Source organism: Frankia sp. RB5, assembly GCF_059816245.1.
Map to the genome: position 1 here is coordinate 1 of NZ_JCBATA010000045.1, position 14,880 is coordinate 14,880.

At 70.0% G+C, this 14,880-nt stretch carries 17 protein-coding genes; 1 reads left to right on the plus strand and 16 read right to left on the minus strand.

What is annotated here, in order from left to right; translation table 11 throughout:
• The 14 genes from AC6EXY_RS22075 to AC6EXY_RS22140 all read right to left on the minus strand — a co-directional run.
• A partial coding sequence (locus tag AC6EXY_RS22075) for an ABC transporter substrate-binding protein (RefSeq protein ID WP_499817967.1) occupies positions 1–354 on the minus strand: 354 nt, incomplete at its 3' end.
• A 180-nt stretch (positions 355–534) separates the two neighbouring features.
• A complete protein-coding gene (locus tag AC6EXY_RS22080) occupies positions 535–1,470 on the minus strand; it encodes a helix-turn-helix domain-containing protein (RefSeq protein ID WP_101829898.1) in 936 nt (311 codons plus the stop codon).
• A 21-nt stretch (positions 1,471–1,491) separates the two neighbouring features.
• The gene (locus tag AC6EXY_RS22085) at positions 1,492–1,650 is read right to left on the minus strand and encodes a hypothetical protein (protein WP_165818194.1); all 159 of its coding nucleotides are present in this window, start codon (positions 1,648–1,650) and stop codon (positions 1,492–1,494) included.
• Positions 1,647–3,203, minus strand: a complete 1,557-nt coding sequence (locus tag AC6EXY_RS22090; protein WP_101829899.1) for a flavin-containing monooxygenase — start codon at positions 3,201–3,203, stop codon at positions 1,647–1,649. Before AC6EXY_RS22090 ends, AC6EXY_RS22085 begins: the two co-directional genes overlap by 4 nt.
• 61 nt (positions 3,204–3,264) lie before the next feature.
• Complete coding sequence (locus tag AC6EXY_RS22095; protein ID WP_101829900.1) at positions 3,265–4,017, minus strand: SDR family NAD(P)-dependent oxidoreductase; 753 nt, start codon at positions 4,015–4,017, stop codon at positions 3,265–3,267.
• Between the two features lie 299 nt (positions 4,018–4,316).
• Positions 4,317–5,213 (minus strand): alpha/beta hydrolase fold domain-containing protein, encoded by an 897-nt coding sequence (locus tag AC6EXY_RS22100; RefSeq protein ID WP_133150543.1) that lies wholly within the window; start codon positions 5,211–5,213, stop codon positions 4,317–4,319.
• An 82-nt stretch (positions 5,214–5,295) separates the two neighbouring features.
• Positions 5,296–5,757: a PPOX class F420-dependent oxidoreductase gene (locus AC6EXY_RS22105; protein ID WP_101829902.1), complete on the minus strand. Its 462-nt coding sequence runs from the start codon at positions 5,755–5,757 to the stop codon at positions 5,296–5,298.
• Between the two features lie 237 nt (positions 5,758–5,994).
• The gene (locus tag AC6EXY_RS22110; protein WP_101829903.1) at positions 5,995–6,888 is read right to left on the minus strand and encodes an ABC-2 transporter permease; all 894 of its coding nucleotides are present in this window, start codon (positions 6,886–6,888) and stop codon (positions 5,995–5,997) included.
• 2 nt (positions 6,889–6,890) lie between these two features.
• Positions 6,891–7,880 (minus strand): ABC transporter ATP-binding protein, encoded by a 990-nt coding sequence (locus AC6EXY_RS22115; RefSeq protein ID WP_101829904.1) that lies wholly within the window; start codon positions 7,878–7,880, stop codon positions 6,891–6,893.
• Complete coding sequence (locus tag AC6EXY_RS22120; RefSeq protein ID WP_101829905.1) at positions 7,877–8,317, minus strand: hypothetical protein; 441 nt, start codon at positions 8,315–8,317, stop codon at positions 7,877–7,879. The genes AC6EXY_RS22115 and AC6EXY_RS22120 overlap by 4 nt, the downstream gene beginning before the upstream one ends.
• Before the next feature lie 111 nt (positions 8,318–8,428).
• Positions 8,429–9,205 (minus strand): response regulator, encoded by a 777-nt coding sequence (locus tag AC6EXY_RS22125; protein ID WP_101829906.1) that lies wholly within the window; start codon positions 9,203–9,205, stop codon positions 8,429–8,431.
• Positions 9,202–10,410 (minus strand): sensor histidine kinase, encoded by a 1,209-nt coding sequence (locus AC6EXY_RS22130; RefSeq protein WP_101829907.1) that lies wholly within the window; start codon positions 10,408–10,410, stop codon positions 9,202–9,204. Before AC6EXY_RS22130 ends, AC6EXY_RS22125 begins: the two co-directional genes overlap by 4 nt.
• 99 nt (positions 10,411–10,509) lie before the next feature.
• Complete coding sequence (locus tag AC6EXY_RS22135; RefSeq protein ID WP_423748027.1) at positions 10,510–11,367, minus strand: SAM-dependent methyltransferase; 858 nt, start codon at positions 11,365–11,367, stop codon at positions 10,510–10,512.
• A 61-nt stretch (positions 11,368–11,428) separates the two neighbouring features.
• Entirely contained in the window at positions 11,429–11,872 is a 444-nt protein-coding gene (locus AC6EXY_RS22140) for a chloride channel protein (protein WP_499817969.1), read from the minus strand.
• Between the two features lie 3 nt (positions 11,873–11,875).
• Between AC6EXY_RS22140 and AC6EXY_RS22145 the strand changes: the two genes are divergently transcribed.
• A complete protein-coding gene (locus AC6EXY_RS22145) occupies positions 11,876–12,310 on the plus strand; it encodes a hypothetical protein (protein ID WP_165818193.1) in 435 nt (144 codons plus the stop codon).
• Positions 12,311–12,393: 83 nt separating this feature from the next.
• Here AC6EXY_RS22145 and AC6EXY_RS22150 read toward each other — a convergent pair whose 3' ends face one another.
• Complete coding sequence (locus tag AC6EXY_RS22150; protein ID WP_101829908.1) at positions 12,394–13,551, minus strand: Rv3169 family protein; 1,158 nt, start codon at positions 13,549–13,551, stop codon at positions 12,394–12,396.
• 74 nt (positions 13,552–13,625) lie between these two features.
• Positions 13,626–14,744, minus strand: coding sequence for a phosphotransferase family protein (locus AC6EXY_RS22155; RefSeq protein WP_101829909.1), 1,119 nt, complete (start codon positions 14,742–14,744; stop codon positions 13,626–13,628).
• Positions 14,745–14,880 lie beyond the last annotated feature (136 nt).

Sequence of the window (14,880 nt, forward strand, 5' to 3'; positions counted from 1 at the left end):
CACGGCGTCTGGCTTCGAGTGGTCGGAGAGGTACGCCTGGAGCTTGGCCACCGCCTGCGCCCCGTCACCACCATCGTCGATGACGGTCAGCTTGACCTGCCTGCCGTCGATACCACCGGCCTTGTTGACAAGGCTTATACCCGCGTCGAGCGAACCCTTTGACTGTGATCCGTACGTCGCCAGCGCACCGCTCGTCGGCAGCACCGCGACCAGGTTGAAGGTCTTGCCACCACCGCCGCTACCCGAACCCGAGCCCGAACCGGAGCTGGATCCGCAACCGCTCAGCGCCAGCGCCCCGCCTAACAAGAGCGCGACAACCCCGTGCGCCCGCCCCAACCCTCTTGGCCCCCTCATCAAACTGCTCCTTCCATGAGCGCACGCCCGGCGCCACGTTCAATGATCACTGTGATGTCAGCCACACGCTAGCGGGTTGCGAGTTAGCCAATCAACCTTTTCCTGCTAATCCTTCAAGGTGACCAGTTTGCTACGGAGAGGATCGGTCGCCGCAACAGAGTCGGTCGTTTTGTCCGGATTTTACGAAGAGTACGGACCATCGTAACTTTCAGTGTTCGGATCAGTCGCGGTGCCAGTCCCGTCAAACAGGCGCACCTCCGGATGGACGGCGAGGGAGGCGCGCAGGTACCGAGCGACCTTCAGGACATCGGGACCGGACATTGGCGAAGGCAGGTTGAGCACCACCAGGGCCAATGTCACGCGGCTCCTGCCGTCCAGCAGAGGCACTCCGATCCAGTCGATCTCGCGCGCATTCGGGTCATCGAAGTCGAGCAGCACGTACGGGGCACGCCGCATCTCGCTCAACAGCGCGGTCACCGACTCGGAGTGTTCGGGCCGCTTACCCAGGTGGAGCTCGTCGAGAGCGCGCTCCAGGCGTGCCTTCGCATCGAGCCGCGCGGCCGCCGCGAAGCCGTTCGTGCGCAGCACGTCGATGGCACTCAGGTTGAGTTCCTGCTCAACCGCACCCAGTGCCGGGCGGGCGCGACCGAGCCAGTCGTGGATCTCGGACATCGTTCGCCCGGGAAGGAAGAGGATTCCCATGGGCGGCGCGAAGGGATTGCTTCTGCCACCCACGCGGAACAGCGTCGTCACCCGGCTGGGTTCACCCGCTGCGGCAAGGGGGACAATCCAGTCACCGATGTCGGCGCTGACGAGGCAGTGGGAGTCGAGTGTCCTGGCGATCGTCTCCATCGCCGGGCGAAGCGAGTCGATCAGGTGACCTCTGCGGCCGAGAGCCGAATGACCGATGCCCGCGAGCACCGGGCCGAGTTCGATCGCCTTCGTATCCTCGTGCCGGATGAGATAGCCGGCTTCGACAAGAGTCTCGACGAGCGCGTGGAGCGTGGACTTGCTGATCTCCAGTTCGCGCGCGAGTTCCGAGAGCGAGTAGGTCCGCCCGGGGTGCCTGCCGAGGAAGTCCAGGAGCGCGACGACCCGCCGAGTCGGGTTAGACATCGCACTCGGTCCGGCCTAAAGTCACGCGTCATCCTTTCCGCTCTTCGGGCTGAGCACGGTGCTGATCGGTGTCCGGTGCAGGGTCCTGGTCGACTGGTACGCGTGCAGGATCCGCGGCGCCAGGCCCGTGAGCCGCACGCCGGCCGCCACGAGTGCCATCGTCAGAAATGCCTTCCTCATACGAGCTGCTCCATTCTTTCGGCGAACGCCGGCGGGGGCGCCTGTTGGGGAAGTCCGCCGACGGTCTCGCCAACCTTGTAGGTGAGCTTCCAGAACGGCGCCCGGAGCAGCTTCGTGAGGATTCCGTAGAGGATCACGCCGTCGGGCCACTGCGTCGCGATGCGACCGGAGCCGCTGCGGTAGTAGTTGTTCTCGTAGTGGAAGGCGGTTCCCGCCAGGCGCTCCTGGAGCTTGTGGTCGTAGATGTCCATCGCCCACGGCTTGATCTCGATGGCCGACGCGCCGCGCCGCCACGCATGTCGAATGGCGGCCAGGATGTACTTGGCCTGCAACTCGAGGTTGGAGACGATCGTCCCGCCATTGGTGTTCGGCCCGTACATGATGAAGAAGTTCGGGAGGTCCTTTGCCATCATCCCGAGGAATCCGGTCTCGTCGCCGGACCAGAGCTCGTGGATGGTCCTGCCGCCGCGGCCGACCACCTCGTAGGTCGAGATGAAGTCCGCCTTGTAGCCGGTGGCGAGCACTATCGCGTCGAAGTCGTGGACGTCGCCCGTCACGTCGACCAGCCCGGTCCGGGTCACCCCCTTCACGGCTCGGGGCACCAGCGTGACGTTCTCCCTCAGCAGCGACGGATAGAATTCGTCCGAGATGACCGGCCGCTTGCCCGAGTACAGGTATGTCGGGGTGACCGCCTCGATCAGATCCGGCCGGCCCTCGAGCGTGCGGTTGATGAAGGCACGGGCGGCCTTCTCCGCGGCGGTGTGCTGCGGCGTTCCCTCCCGCCAGATCGCGCCGCCGAGCTGGGCCCGTTCCCGCTGGAGAAGGATCTTGGTCCGAATCACGCGCTGCGCTACCCGCGAATCCATCGCCCGCCGCTCGGCTGGCGTGAACTCCCGCGACAGCTTCGGCACGATCCAGCCGGGCTCGCGCTGGAACATGGTCACCTGAGCGGCGATCTCCGCGAGCGCGGGAACCACCTGCGTCGCGGTGGAGCCGGAGCCGACGACCGCGACCCGCTTCCCGGCGAGCTTCGCCGAGTGGTCCCATCGGGAGGAATGGAAGATCGGGCCTTCGAAGTCCCCGATACCGGGCCACTGGGGAATCTTCGGGTCGCTCAGCAGTCCGACGGCGCTGATCACGTAGTTTGCCCGCGTGATTTCCCCGGCTGGACCGAACACGTGGTAGATCTGTCGGGCCTCGTTCCAGACCACCCGCTCGACAGTGGTGTTGAAGCGGATGGAGGGCCCGAGCCCGTAACGGTCGATCACCGCCTCCATGTACTCCTGGAGTTCACGTTGCCGGACGTGCGTCCGGGTCCAGTTCCAGGGCATGTAGGAGAAGGAGTAGACCATCGAGGGCGTGTCGACCTCGGCGCCGGGATAACTGTTGTGCCACCAGGTGCCGCCGGGGCCGGCGGCCCGCTCCAGGACTGCTAACCGGTCGAAGCCGGCTTCCTTGAGCTGTATCGCGGCGCCGATTCCGGAGAAGCCCGCGCCGATGATGACGATGGACGGCCGGCCGGCTTCGGGTCGGGCGAAGCCTCTGATCTTCATCTGATTCGCCTTTCTGTGGGTGCCCCGAGTGGGTCCGTGGATATCTCTGACCGCACGCCCGTCACAGATCGATCAATGAGTGCCTGACACCGACGCCACCGTCGACCACAAGCACCTGGCCCGTGATGTAGTCGGCCTTGTCCGAGGCCAGGAACGCCGCCGCCGCCGCGATGTCCGCCGATCGGCCCCTGCGGCCGAGGGGAATTCTGGCCGCCAGATGATCGTCACCCTCGCGGGCCGCGGTCGCGATGGTGCCCGGCGCGACCGCGTTGACCCGGATGCCCCGGCCCGCGTTCTCGATCGCAAGGGTGCGGACGAGGCTGATCAGACCTGCCTTCGCGGCTCCGTAGGCGCCGTGACGGGTTGACGCCGTCAGCCCACTGACGGAGGCGATCGCGACGATCGCGCCCCGCTCGGCCGTCATGACCTTGAGCGCCTCCTGGGCGACGACCCACTGCTGGCGCAGGTTCAGCACGAAGGAACGGTCCCACTCCTCGTCCGATGTCTCGGCCGCGAGCGACCAGTCCGAGCCGCCCACCACGTTGACCAGCACGTCGACGTGCCCATGCTCCGACGCGACCTTGGTCAACGCCTCCCGGACCGCCGCGCGGTCCGTCACGTCGACGACGGCGCTGGTGGCCGTGCCCCCCGCCGCCGCCACCGCCTCGGCGGAGGCCTCCGCCGCCGACTCGTCCCGGTCGAAGCAGACGACATGCGCGCCGTCGGCCGCCACGGCTACGGCGCAGGCCCGGCCGATGTCCGGCCCCGTCCCGACCACCACCGCCGTGCGTTGCGCGCCTAACGCTCCGGGCATCGCGGCCCCTCCACTCCGTAGTTCGAATAGTCGAACTATGTGCCCAACATGCTGAACGGAGGATGTGGCAGGCGACACACCGTGTCAAGCCGTTGATGCGCGATCGTCCCGACACTGTCCGCGCGGAGGATCACCGGAAACGAGGTCCGGCCGGGCGCGGAAACGCGCCGAACCGGTCAGAAGAAATTCTTCCGCAGGTTGACGGGGCACAATCAATCGTGCTGCGCCGGAGGCTGCGCTAAGGCGCGGCGCCAGACGCATGACCGCCGTTTACCCGATTGACCGGCGGGTCGGGCTGGTCAACCTGCCAGCGAATCAAGAAAGGCAGCGGTAAGCCGGAAGGAGTCGAGACCCGCCGGCACCTGTGGATACAGGATGTGCCAGTCGTGGGCCTGGTTCGGCACTTCGCGGAACCACATCTGTACGCCGGCCTCGATCAGGCATCCGGCCAGCTCTCGGGCGTCGTCGCGCAGCACCTCGGTGGTGCTGGTCTCGAGCAGGACGGGCGGCTGGCCCGACCAGGAGCCCAGCACCGGGGAGACCCGGGGATCGGCGACGGGAACGCCCACGGCGTACAGGCCGGCGGCCTCCTCGGCCGCGGCCCGGGAGAACTGCTGATCGTGGTCGGCGTTGGCCTCGTAACTGGCATTGCGGACCCGCAGATCAAGCCACGGCGAGAAGAACACGGAGCCGACGTGCGCGCCGCCGTGCTCCTTCGCCGCGACCGTCAGCGCCAGGGCGGCCGCGATCCCGCCCCCCGCGGAATCACCGGCGAGCACGATCCGGACACCCTGCCCGGCCAGCCACCGGTAGACCACCTCGCCCGCGTCGAGCGCGGCCGGAAAGGGGCTCTCGGGAGCGAGCGGATAGTCGACCAGAAAGCATTCGCGACCCACCGCGGCGACGAGCCGGCTGGCGAACGGCAGCCAGCCGGCCGCCGATCCCAGCCGGAATCCCCCACCGTGAAACCAGAGCAGCGCGCTGTCCGCCCGGGCGTTCAGCGGAGACACCCGGGCGACCGGGACGCCCCCGGGCCCGATCCGCTCGACCGTGACACCCGGCGCCAGCGGCTGCGCGCCCAGCGCCTGCTCGATCATCGCCCGCCGCTCGACGAGCCCGGGATCCGCGGCCCGACCGCGCGCACCGCCTCCGGCGGGATTCCCGATCGTCTCCTCCACCGGCCCACGGAGCTCCATCGGGTCACCGTAACAGGCAAGATTGCCAGGAGACAGGCGTCCGGAACCCTCCAGCCAGCAGGCCAGCCGACGCGAGCCCAGGTCAGGCGAGTCGGGCGGGGAAGCCACCGGTGGCGATCGGACCCCAGCGCACGGGGGTGACGCGGAGCAGGGACTTGCCCTGGTCGAACATCGCCTGGCGGTACTCGTCCCAGTCGGGGTGCTCGCCGGCGATGGTGCGGAAGTAGTCGACGAGCCCGTCGACGGCTTCGGGAACGTCGAGGACCTCGCAGCGGCCGTCGATCTGGACCCACGGCCCGTTCCACTCGTCGGAGAGGATCACCACGCTGGCTTCGGGCCGCTCCCGCAGGTTGCGGGTCTTGGCCCGCTCCGGATAGGTCGAGATCACGACGCGACCGGCGTCGTCCACCCCGCCGGTGACCGGAGATGCCTGCACCGACCCGTCAGCGCGGCGGGTGATGAGCAGCATCCGGTGCCGTTGCCGGGCGAACTCCACCAGTCCGGCGAGATCAACCCGGTCGTTCGTCGCGATCGTCCGTGCCATCACCGACCACCCTCTCCACGTCCGGATTCCCACCCTTGCATCGACACCATCCTCCACGCCGGTCCGGCGCGCCTGCCAGGAGATGCGTCGGTGGCCGCCGGGCTGTGCACATCGGTGAGCGGGCTGCCTCGCGATCACCGGACACGTGCTGGGCAGGGACGCGCGTCTGAACCCTCCGTGAGCGATGGAGAAGGGCACCCGGTGAGAGTGCTTCCGGCGACGCCCCGCGAGTTCGCCTCAGGCATCGCGGGTCGTCAGGGAGTACTGCGCGGCGCCGATGGACAGGGCGAGCCAGCCGGCGACGACGAGGATGGCGGCGCCGATGGGGAGGTACTGCGGCGAGGGCTCGAGGTGGGAGAAGCAGATGCTGTCACTCGCGGCGGTGGGCAGGTAGGCGAGCACGTTGCGCTGCCACCAGACCGGCAGCAGTCCGCCGAGCACCGCGGGCGCGAACAGCAGTCCCAACACCGCCGAGATCGCGCCGGCCGCGCTGCGGAACATCATCGCCAGGGCGAGGCCGAGCAGTGGGAACAGTGGCGACGTCGCGACGCTGGTGGCGACGGCCCGCAGGGCGCCCGCCTCACCGAACCCGGGCATCGGCACGCCGTACGCGCCGAACACCAACCGTGCGGCAACGGCGATCCCGACCGTGGCCACGCCCATCACCGCCCAGCTCATCAGCGTGACCAGCAGGCATTTGGCGGCCAGCACCCGACCTCGGCGCGGGGTGACCGCGAAGGTGACGCGCGCCAGACCCCCGTGGTACTCGGACGCGCCGACCTTCACACCGAGCACCACCACCAGCACTCCGGTGAAGACGGTGCCGACAAGCGGTGCCACCACCGGATCGAACTCCGCCCGGTCCGCGGCGGACCAGCCGTCCCAGGTCGCGCCGACCGCCACCGCCAGCAGCGCGGCGACCGCGATGCCGAGCACCGTGCCGACCGCCACCAGCACCCAGGTGGACCGGATGGAGCGCAGCCGCATCCATTCGGCGGCGAGCGTGGCCGTCAGCGGAGGCCGACTCCCGCCGCGGGACCCGATCGCGGGACGCGGCACGGCAGATGCCGTGTCCTGCGTGGAGGTCCGGTCTGTCCTGCCGGGCTGCCTCGTCGTCGCGTCGGCGTTCATGCTCACCGCTCCTCACCACGGTCGGGGATACCGACAGCAGCAGGGCTGCCGGCGGATGGGACGGCGGCCGGGCCGACGGCACCGGGGCCGGTTGCCGCGCGGTGCTCGACGGCGTCGCGGGTAGCCGCCAGGTAGGCCTCCTCGAGCGACGCCCGACGCTGGACGAGTTCGTGCACCGCGATGCTCCGAGCAGCGGCCAGGTCGCCGACACCCGCCGCGCTCAGCCCGGTGACCAGCACCGCTCCGCTGCCATCGCGGTGGACGGCGGCGCCCGCGTCGCGCAGCAGCGCGGCGAGCTCCTCGGCACGGGGGGAGATCACCCGCACGCGGCCGCCAAGGCCTGATCCGGTGAACTCGGCGACGCTCGCGTTCGCCAGCAGGCGACCGCGGCCGACGACCACCACCCGGTCGGCGGTGTCCTCCATCTCGCTCATCAGGTGGCTGGACACCACGATCGTGCGCCCCTCGCCGGCAAGCCGGCGCAGCAACGTGCGCACCCAGCTGATGCCCTCCGGGTCCAGGCCGTTGACGGGCTCGTCGAGCAGCAGGGTGCCCGGATCACCGAGCAGGGCGGCCGCGATGCCGAGGCGCTGCGCCATCCCCAGCGAGAAGCCACCGATCCGACGGTCCGCCACGGCCCCGAGCCCCACCATGTCGATCACCTCCTCCACCCGGTGGGTCGCCACCCCGCCAGCGCGGGCCAGGCAGGCCAGGTATCGGCGGGCCCGCAGCGCGCCGGGCGCGGCTCTGGCATCGAGCAGCACGCCGACCTCGTGCACGGGGGCCGGGATGTCCCGGTAGGACCGGCCGTGGACGCGCGCCGCGCCGGCGGTCGGGCGTACCAGGCCCACGATCATCGCCAGCGTCGTCGACTTTCCTGAACCGTTCGGTCCCAGGAAGCCCGTCACCTCGCCGGGGGCGAGGTCGAAGGTCAGGTCGTCGACGGCGAGCCGGTCTCCATACCGCTTGGACAGGTTGCGGACCTCGATCACCGTGGATCGCCTTCCTCGGTCTTTCCCCCGCTCGGACCGTCGTCTTTCACAGGACTGCGGTCGGTGGCCGTGCTGCGCGGGGAGGAGCGGCCCTCGCCGGGGGCGTTCTGGTTCGTCCCCCGCCGCCGCCGTCGGAACTCGCCGTACGCGCCGGCCAGGACCAGCAGCGCGACAAGGGCGTTCTTGATCGGCCGCACCACCGCGAGGACGCCATCAGCCCAGCCGGGCAGGTCGATCCAGGTGCGTGGGCTGACGTGCACGCCATCGATCGACGACGGTGCCGGCAGGCCCACCCGCGGCAGCCCGAGGCCAGCCAGGGGAACCAGCGTTCCCACCGCGAGCACGATCAGCACGGCGATCGCTCGCGTGACCCGCGCGCGTCTCGCCCACCGCCGCGTCCCGGCGAGCCATGTCCGCGTACCGCTGGTCTCGTTCATGCCGAGAACGGTAGATCCACATCGGCCGCTCGCCATCAGCCCCGAGACGGGACATCGTCTCCGTCTGAAGGCGGAGGCGCCTGCGACTCGCGGGCGAGAAACTGACTGCCGTCAGGTCGTTCTGGGCCGCACCAGTCCCACGTCGTAGGCGAACACGACGGCCTGCACCCTGTCCCGCAGGCCGAGCTTGCGCAGAACGGAGGAGACATGCGTCTTGATGGTCGCCTCGGTCAGCACGAGCTCGGCGGCGATCTCCGCGTTGGAGAGCGCGAGGGCGACGAGCCGCAGTACCTCGGCCTCCCGGTCGGTGAGCGTCTCGAGGGCCGAGCGGTGTCCCCGCAGGCCCACCCATCCCCCCAACGGCCCACCGCCGGTCCCGGGTGCGGTCGCGATGCTGGTCCGGGAGCCGGTCGGCCGCGCTTCGCCGCCGAGTACGTCGACGAAGCGGTCGAGCAGCCGACGGGTCACCGTGGGGGCAAGCAGTGCGTCGCCGCGGGCCACGACCCGGACCGCGTCGACGAGCTCGGCCGGCCGCACGTCCTTGAGCATGAATCCGCTGGCCCCGGCGCGCAGCGCGGCGAAGACGTACTCGTCCAGGTCGTAGGTGGTAAGGATGATCACCCGGGCGGCGCTGCCGGAGGCGACGATGGCGTGCGTCGCCTCGATGCCGTCGACCGTCGGCATCCGCACGTCCATCAGCACGACGTCGGGCGCCAGGCGAGCGACGAGGTCGACGGCCTCGGCGCCGTCACCCGCCTCGCCCACCACCTCGATACCCGGCCGGGAATCGAGGATCATCCGGAAGCCGCCGCGGACCAGCACCTGGTCATCGGCGACGAGAACTCGCAGCACCGCGGGCACCGCCTCGTCCTCGGGGATGCCGGTCATCGCCCGGCGCCCGTGGTCATGCGGGGAGGAGCGGGGAGGTCCGCGCGCACCTGAAATCCGCCCGCCCGGATCGGCCCGGCCCACAGCTGACCGCCAAGCAGGTTCGCCCGTTCCCGCATTCCGAGGATGCCGTGTCCCTCGCCGGGCGCCGCGTCGGTCAGCACAGAGGCGGGTCCCCCCGGTCCGGTCCCCTGGCCGTCGTCGACGATGTCGATCCCGACCGCGTCGGCCGAGTAGGTGATGGTCACCCCGACCCGGGTCGCGCGGGCATGGCGGACCGTGTTGGTGAGCGCCTCCTGCACGATGCGGTAGGCGGACACGTCCACCCCGGCCGCGAGCGGGCGTACCCGGCCGACGCGGCTGATGCACACGTCCAGACCGGCGGCCCGCAATGGCCCGGCAAGCTCGTCGATCCGGGCCAGGCCCGGTTGCGGCCGGTTGGCCTCGTCAGTGCCGGATCCGACGGCGCCGGGCCCGAGAGCACGGGTGGGCTGACCATCGTCCGGGCGGACCGCGCCGAGAAGACGGCGCAGTTCCGCGAGCGCGTCCCGTCCGGCCGCCTCGATCGAGCGCAGGGCCTGCCGGGCCTGGTCGGGCCGCGACTCGAAGACGTCGTCACCGGCGGCGGCCTGCACGACGATGACGGACACGCTGTGCGCGATCACATCGTGCAGCTCGCGGGCGATCCGGGCCCGTTCCTCCATCACCGCCCGGCGGCTCTCCTCCTCGATCGCCACCCGACGGTTGCGCATGATCTCCCCAAGCGCCCAGGCGACGACCGCCATCGCCATCGTGAAGTAGGCGTCGCCGGCGGGCGCCGTGCGGAAGTTGGCCGCGGCGAGCCCGACGAGGGCCAGCAACGCCGGCACCGAGATGGTCGGCGGCCGCGCGGCGGCCAGCGAGCAGACCGCGACCAGGCCGGCGAACGGGATGACGAGATCCGGTGCGACGACGTGCAGCGCCAGGCCGCCGGCCAGGGTGATCGCCACCACCGGCACCGGCCGGGCCCGCCGCCAGTACAGCGCCACGCCCTGGATCACCGCGGCCGGCACGCCAAGCCAGAGCACCAGCGACCGGGAGGTGGTCACCGACGGGTCCGACAGCGCGGCCAGCAGGAACAGTGCCATGGCCGCCGGCAGGACGACGTCGATCGCCGTGCGCAGCCACCCGAACCACCGCCCCTTCACATCCCGATCGTGCACCATGCGCACCGCCCCGGGGCTCTCACCATCACAAGCACCGACCCCGAGCAACGACACCCGCGGCTCTCGCCCTGGATCCCTCAGCGGCCGCGTTCCGGGCGATCAGGGGCGTCGCGCGACCGCGCCGTAGATGCCGACCTCGGCGTCCTTCAGGCCCGCCGGGACGCTGTCGTCGGGACGCCACCGATGCACGGGCCGCACGCCTGGATCCAGCAGGTCGAGGCCGTCGAAGAACCGCTCGATCTCGGCCCGGCGCCGAAGCCGCAGGGGAATGCCTCGGTTCCGGTAGGCCTGTTCCCCCTGCGCATCCACGGCCGGATCGAAATCGGATGTGCCATGGGTGAGCGCGAGATAGCTGCCGGCGGGCAGGGACTCGACCAGCCGGCGAAGGATGCCGTACGGATCATCGCCGTCGGGAAAGAAGTGCAGGACGGCGACGACGAACAGGCCGACGGGACGCGAGAAGTCGATGGTGTCGCGCAGAACGGCGGAGTCGAGGATCGCTTCGACGTCATGCAGGTCGGCGTCAAGGTAGACCGCGCGGCCGGCTGGGCTGCCGGTCAACAGCGCGCGGGCATGAGTGAGCACGATCGGATCATTGTCGGTGTACACGATCTGCGCGTCGGGCGCGATCCCCTGGACGATCTCATGCAGGTTCGGCGAGGTCGGAATACCGGTGCCGATGTCGAGAAACTGCCGAACTCCGGCCTCGGCCACGTGCCGGGCGGCACGGATCATGAACGCCCGGTTCTGTCGGGCGGTGGTCCGGGCGTGCGGGAAACCAGCCAGCGCCTTCTCGGCGGCCTCCCGGTCGGCGGGGAAGTGGTCCTTGCCGCCGAGCAGGTAGTCGTAGATGCGGGCCGAATGCGGCTGATCGATGTGAAGGTCGACCGGACCGGCATCGGAAGCCGGCTGGCTCCACGTCAGTCGACCACTTGGCCATATCCCATCCGTCGCCACTGCGCCTCCCGGAGAGCCCAAGCCGCCCGAATCACCGTAACTGCACGATTACCCTAACCTCCTATCGCCCTGCACCATTGCCCGGACGCCCAGAGCATCGACGACCGGACGTGCCGGAACCCAGCGACAGCGGCCGGACAGCGTTTTCACGATCAGGATGCCGGGCCGTGACCACCGCGGTGGCGACCGGGATGAGGCTGCGAGGACGCCACTCGAACAGCAGCAGTTCGACGGCGAGCAGGATCGAGGCGAGCGGCGCGTTGAACGTCGCGACCATGCCCCCGGCCGCCCCCGCGACCAGCAGCGTCTTGCGTTCGTCGGCGGTCAGCCGCAACGTCTGGGCGACGATCGATCCGACCGCGCCGCCGGTCATGATGATGGGCCCTTCGGCGCCGAACGGCCCGCCGGTGCCGATGCTGATCGCGGCCGAGACCGGCTTGAGGACCGCCACCCTCGGCGCGACCCGGCTCCCGCCGGCGAGGTTCGCCTCGATCGCCTCGGGCATGCCGTGGCCGCGGATCTTCTCCGATGCAGTAACGTCACTGTTCCTGCACTTGTCGTGGTTTGGCCGAGACTCAACCCGCCCGCACACTACATCTCCGGCGCTTTCATCGCCATCACAGCGGTCGGCGGTCTGGCAATCTTCAGCCTCACAACAGCCTGGTTGAGCCGCATGTCGCGCGCTATGCAGAGCCGCGCTGCGGACGAAATCACGCCAACCATCGAGCGACTCGTAGAGAAGACGCTGGACATCGACCGACTTTCAGCTCCGGAAGCCGGTCGTGTCCATCAGGGCCTGGAAACGGCACTATCCCTGCGCAGCCATATACTCGCCGAGCATCCGGCCCCTCGCGTTCGCATCGTTCTTCAGGCGGTCTCGACAATACTTATACCGGCCATCATGATCACACTTCAGCTACTACTCCAAAAAATGTTCGCCTGATCCATCAAATCTTTCGGAGGGTTGTCCGACGACAATGGGAATCTGACTCAAAGAGATCAGCCGGTAGAGCCGATACCAGGTGGTCAGGCAGGGTCGGTGAAGCCGGTGAAGCCGTAGCGGTCGTTGGGGCCGGCGATCACGTAGTTGACGATGCCGTAGCCGACCTCGCCGGTGTCGGTGGTGAACCGGGAGACGTGGTCGTAGGTCGACGACAGCAGCGCCGCGGGCGGGATCTCCGACATCTTCCAGGACAGGCCCTCGACGGCGAGCGGCCCCTGGTACATGCCGTGCCGCCAGGGCCGCACGTCGGCGGCGCCGCTCTGCGGGACGGCCTCGCCGCCGTAGCCGGTGCCGAGACTGAGCACCATCGGCACCAGCGGTTCGACCTCGATCGTCGTCGGCTCGGCGTCCGGGCGGGTGAACGTCAGGCGGCCGCCGGAGAGCTGCCGGGTGCCCGGTGTGAACGTCCAGTCGTGCCGCGGGACGCCCAGGTGCCGGACTGCCGAGGTCTCGGCGCCACCGGATGTACCCAGACCGTGGTCGATGCGCAGGGCCTCCTCGAACGAGCGCGCGCCGTGCTGGTCCTCCTGGACGGCGTAGAGCACGGTCGCGTCGGCGAACTGGATCGGCGCCCAGTTCCAGAAGTGCCCGGGCGGCGGGGCGGCGCCGTCGATGCCCGGCGGCTCCGGGGCGCCGACGGGACGCACCCCCCACGAACGGTCCCGGACTCCCCAGTACCGGCCGGGCGTCACGGTGATCGTGGCGCCGTCGACGGTGAGATGGCCCGACCAGGTGCCGGTCTGGCAGAACCGGCACATGTCCATGACCACCCGCTCGTTGCGGTAGAGCGTGTGGCGCGGCTCGTGATGCGCGGGAATCGCGCCGGTCCAGACCAGGTCGCAGTCGATCCCCCACTCGTTCGGTTCGCAGGTCAGCCGCAGTCGGCGCAGCCCCTCGACCACCTCGATCCGCAGCGGCCCCACCGACGTGTCGGCTCGGTCGGCGCCGAGGACACGCGACGCGCGCACGACCCGGTGCACGCCGTCGACGAGCACGGCGAGGAAGCCGTCGACGACGCCGACGTTCGGGTAGAAGCCCATCCCGGCGGCGAGGACGACCTCGTCCGAGCAGGAGTGCAGGTTGAAGTAGTAGCGGTCGTAGAAGTTGCGGTCGCTGGTCCCGACCCGTCGAATCGGTTCGATCGTCTGGTGGAGCGGAAGGTCGTCGTACGGAGACAGCATGGTGGCTCCTCGGTCTCGCGACGCTGGGTGACCTTGGCTGCGGGGCTGCCGGGAACGCCCGGTGCGCCCCGGCGCTATGCGGAGGGGACGTGCAGGTCGAAGGTGCGGGCGAGGCGGGCGGTGAGGGTCTCGAGGTTGCCGAACTCGCCGGGGCCGGGCAGCGGCGCGCCCAGTGAGCGACGGATGGCCACCGCCCGCAGCAGGATCACGGCGAGGCGGAGTCCGGCGAACGCCTCGTGCCACTCCAGATCGGCCGTGTGCTGGCCGGTGCGCTCCTCCCAGAACGCGATCGTGGCGGCGCGGCTACCGAGCCCGTCCAGCCGGGGAACGCCGAGGTCCTCGCTGTGGGACAGGTCGAGGCACAGCCACCAGCCGAGATCGGCGAGGCCGCCGGCGAGGGAGACCATCTCCCAGTCCAGTACCGCGACGCAGCGGAACCCATCGAAGATCATGTTGCCCATTCGGGCGTCGCCCCAGGACAGGCCGGTGGGCCGGGCCGCGGGGCGATGCGTGAGCAGCCACTCCCACAGCGCCGTCACGGTCGGGTCGGGCACGTCGGCGACGGCCCGTTCCATCGACAGCCGCCAGTACTCCAGTTCCTGGTCGATGCCGGTGGTGCCACGTTCGGGTCGGTCGAGAAGGCGAAAGGCGGCCGTGTCGGCGCCGATCTCGACGCGGTGGATGGCGGTGAAGGCCTCCATCGCCGAGAGCCACAGCCGCTCCCGCTCGGCCGGTGTCGCCTCGACGAGGAATCCGGCCTGGTTGTAGGGCGGGAAGTCGCTCGGCACGACACCGTCGACGCGGCTCATCACCCAGAACGGGGCGCCGAGCGTCGCCGCGTCAGGTTCGAGGCCGTGCAGCGAGGGGACGGGGACGTCGCCGTGCTCGGCGAGATGGTCGAGCACCGCGTACTGCCTGCCGATGTCCGCCTCCAGAAAGATCTGGAAGCCCGTCGGCGCGAGCCGCACCACCAGCCCTTCGCTGTGGACGGCCCTCCGGTCGTCCCGCCAGGTCGCGGTGCACAGGAACGTCTCGTTGGAGCCGCCCGCGCCCTGCGGCAGGCAGACGTCGGTGATCCGCAGGTCCCGCGCGTGCGGCCACCGGGCCGCCAGCCAGCCCCGCAGGGCGTGGCCGATGGCCTGGGGATCGTGCTGGACCGGTGTCGTCGGCGCCTGGTCCGCACCCCCCGCCATGATCAGTAGCGCTCGGTCGACGGGATCCTTCGGATAGCACTTTCGGGTGGGGCGGGCGAGAGCCGAAACCCCGCCGATAACCCGGGTCGCCTCCGCGCGTCGGACCGGCTGTGCGGGTTTCTGGTTGGGAGTGCGG

Excerpts from the sequence above, each read along its gene's own strand:
- AC6EXY_RS22090 (WP_101829899.1), bottom strand. The coding sequence starts at position 3,203 with ATGAAGATCAGAGGCTTCGCCCGACCCGAAGCCGGCCGGCCGTCCATC.
- AC6EXY_RS22140 (WP_499817969.1), bottom strand. The coding sequence starts at position 11,872 with ATGCCCGAGGCGATCGAGGCGAACCTCGCCGGCGGGAGCCGGGTCGCG.
- AC6EXY_RS22100 (WP_133150543.1), bottom strand. The coding sequence starts at position 5,213 with ATGGAGCTCCGTGGGCCGGTGGAGGAGACGATCGGGAATCCCGCCGGA.
- AC6EXY_RS22105 (WP_101829902.1), bottom strand. The coding sequence starts at position 5,757 with ATGGCACGGACGATCGCGACGAACGACCGGGTTGATCTCGCCGGACTG.
- AC6EXY_RS22085 (WP_165818194.1), bottom strand. The coding sequence starts at position 1,650 with ATGAGGAAGGCATTTCTGACGATGGCACTCGTGGCGGCCGGCGTGCGG.
- AC6EXY_RS22125 (WP_101829906.1), bottom strand. The coding sequence starts at position 9,205 with ATGACCGGCATCCCCGAGGACGAGGCGGTGCCCGCGGTGCTGCGAGTT.
- AC6EXY_RS22095 (WP_101829900.1), bottom strand. The coding sequence starts at position 4,017 with ATGCCCGGAGCGTTAGGCGCGCAACGCACGGCGGTGGTGGTCGGGACG.
- AC6EXY_RS22150 (WP_101829908.1), bottom strand. The coding sequence starts at position 13,551 with ATGCTGTCTCCGTACGACGACCTTCCGCTCCACCAGACGATCGAACCG.
- AC6EXY_RS22130 (WP_101829907.1), bottom strand. The coding sequence starts at position 10,410 with ATGGTGCACGATCGGGATGTGAAGGGGCGGTGGTTCGGGTGGCTGCGC.
- AC6EXY_RS22080 (WP_101829898.1), bottom strand. The coding sequence starts at position 1,470 with ATGTCTAACCCGACTCGGCGGGTCGTCGCGCTCCTGGACTTCCTCGGC.
- AC6EXY_RS22155 (WP_101829909.1), bottom strand. The coding sequence starts at position 14,744 with ATGGCGGGGGGTGCGGACCAGGCGCCGACGACACCGGTCCAGCACGAT.
- AC6EXY_RS22110 (WP_101829903.1), bottom strand. The coding sequence starts at position 6,888 with ATGAACGCCGACGCGACGACGAGGCAGCCCGGCAGGACAGACCGGACC.
- AC6EXY_RS22120 (WP_101829905.1), bottom strand. The coding sequence starts at position 8,317 with ATGAACGAGACCAGCGGTACGCGGACATGGCTCGCCGGGACGCGGCGG.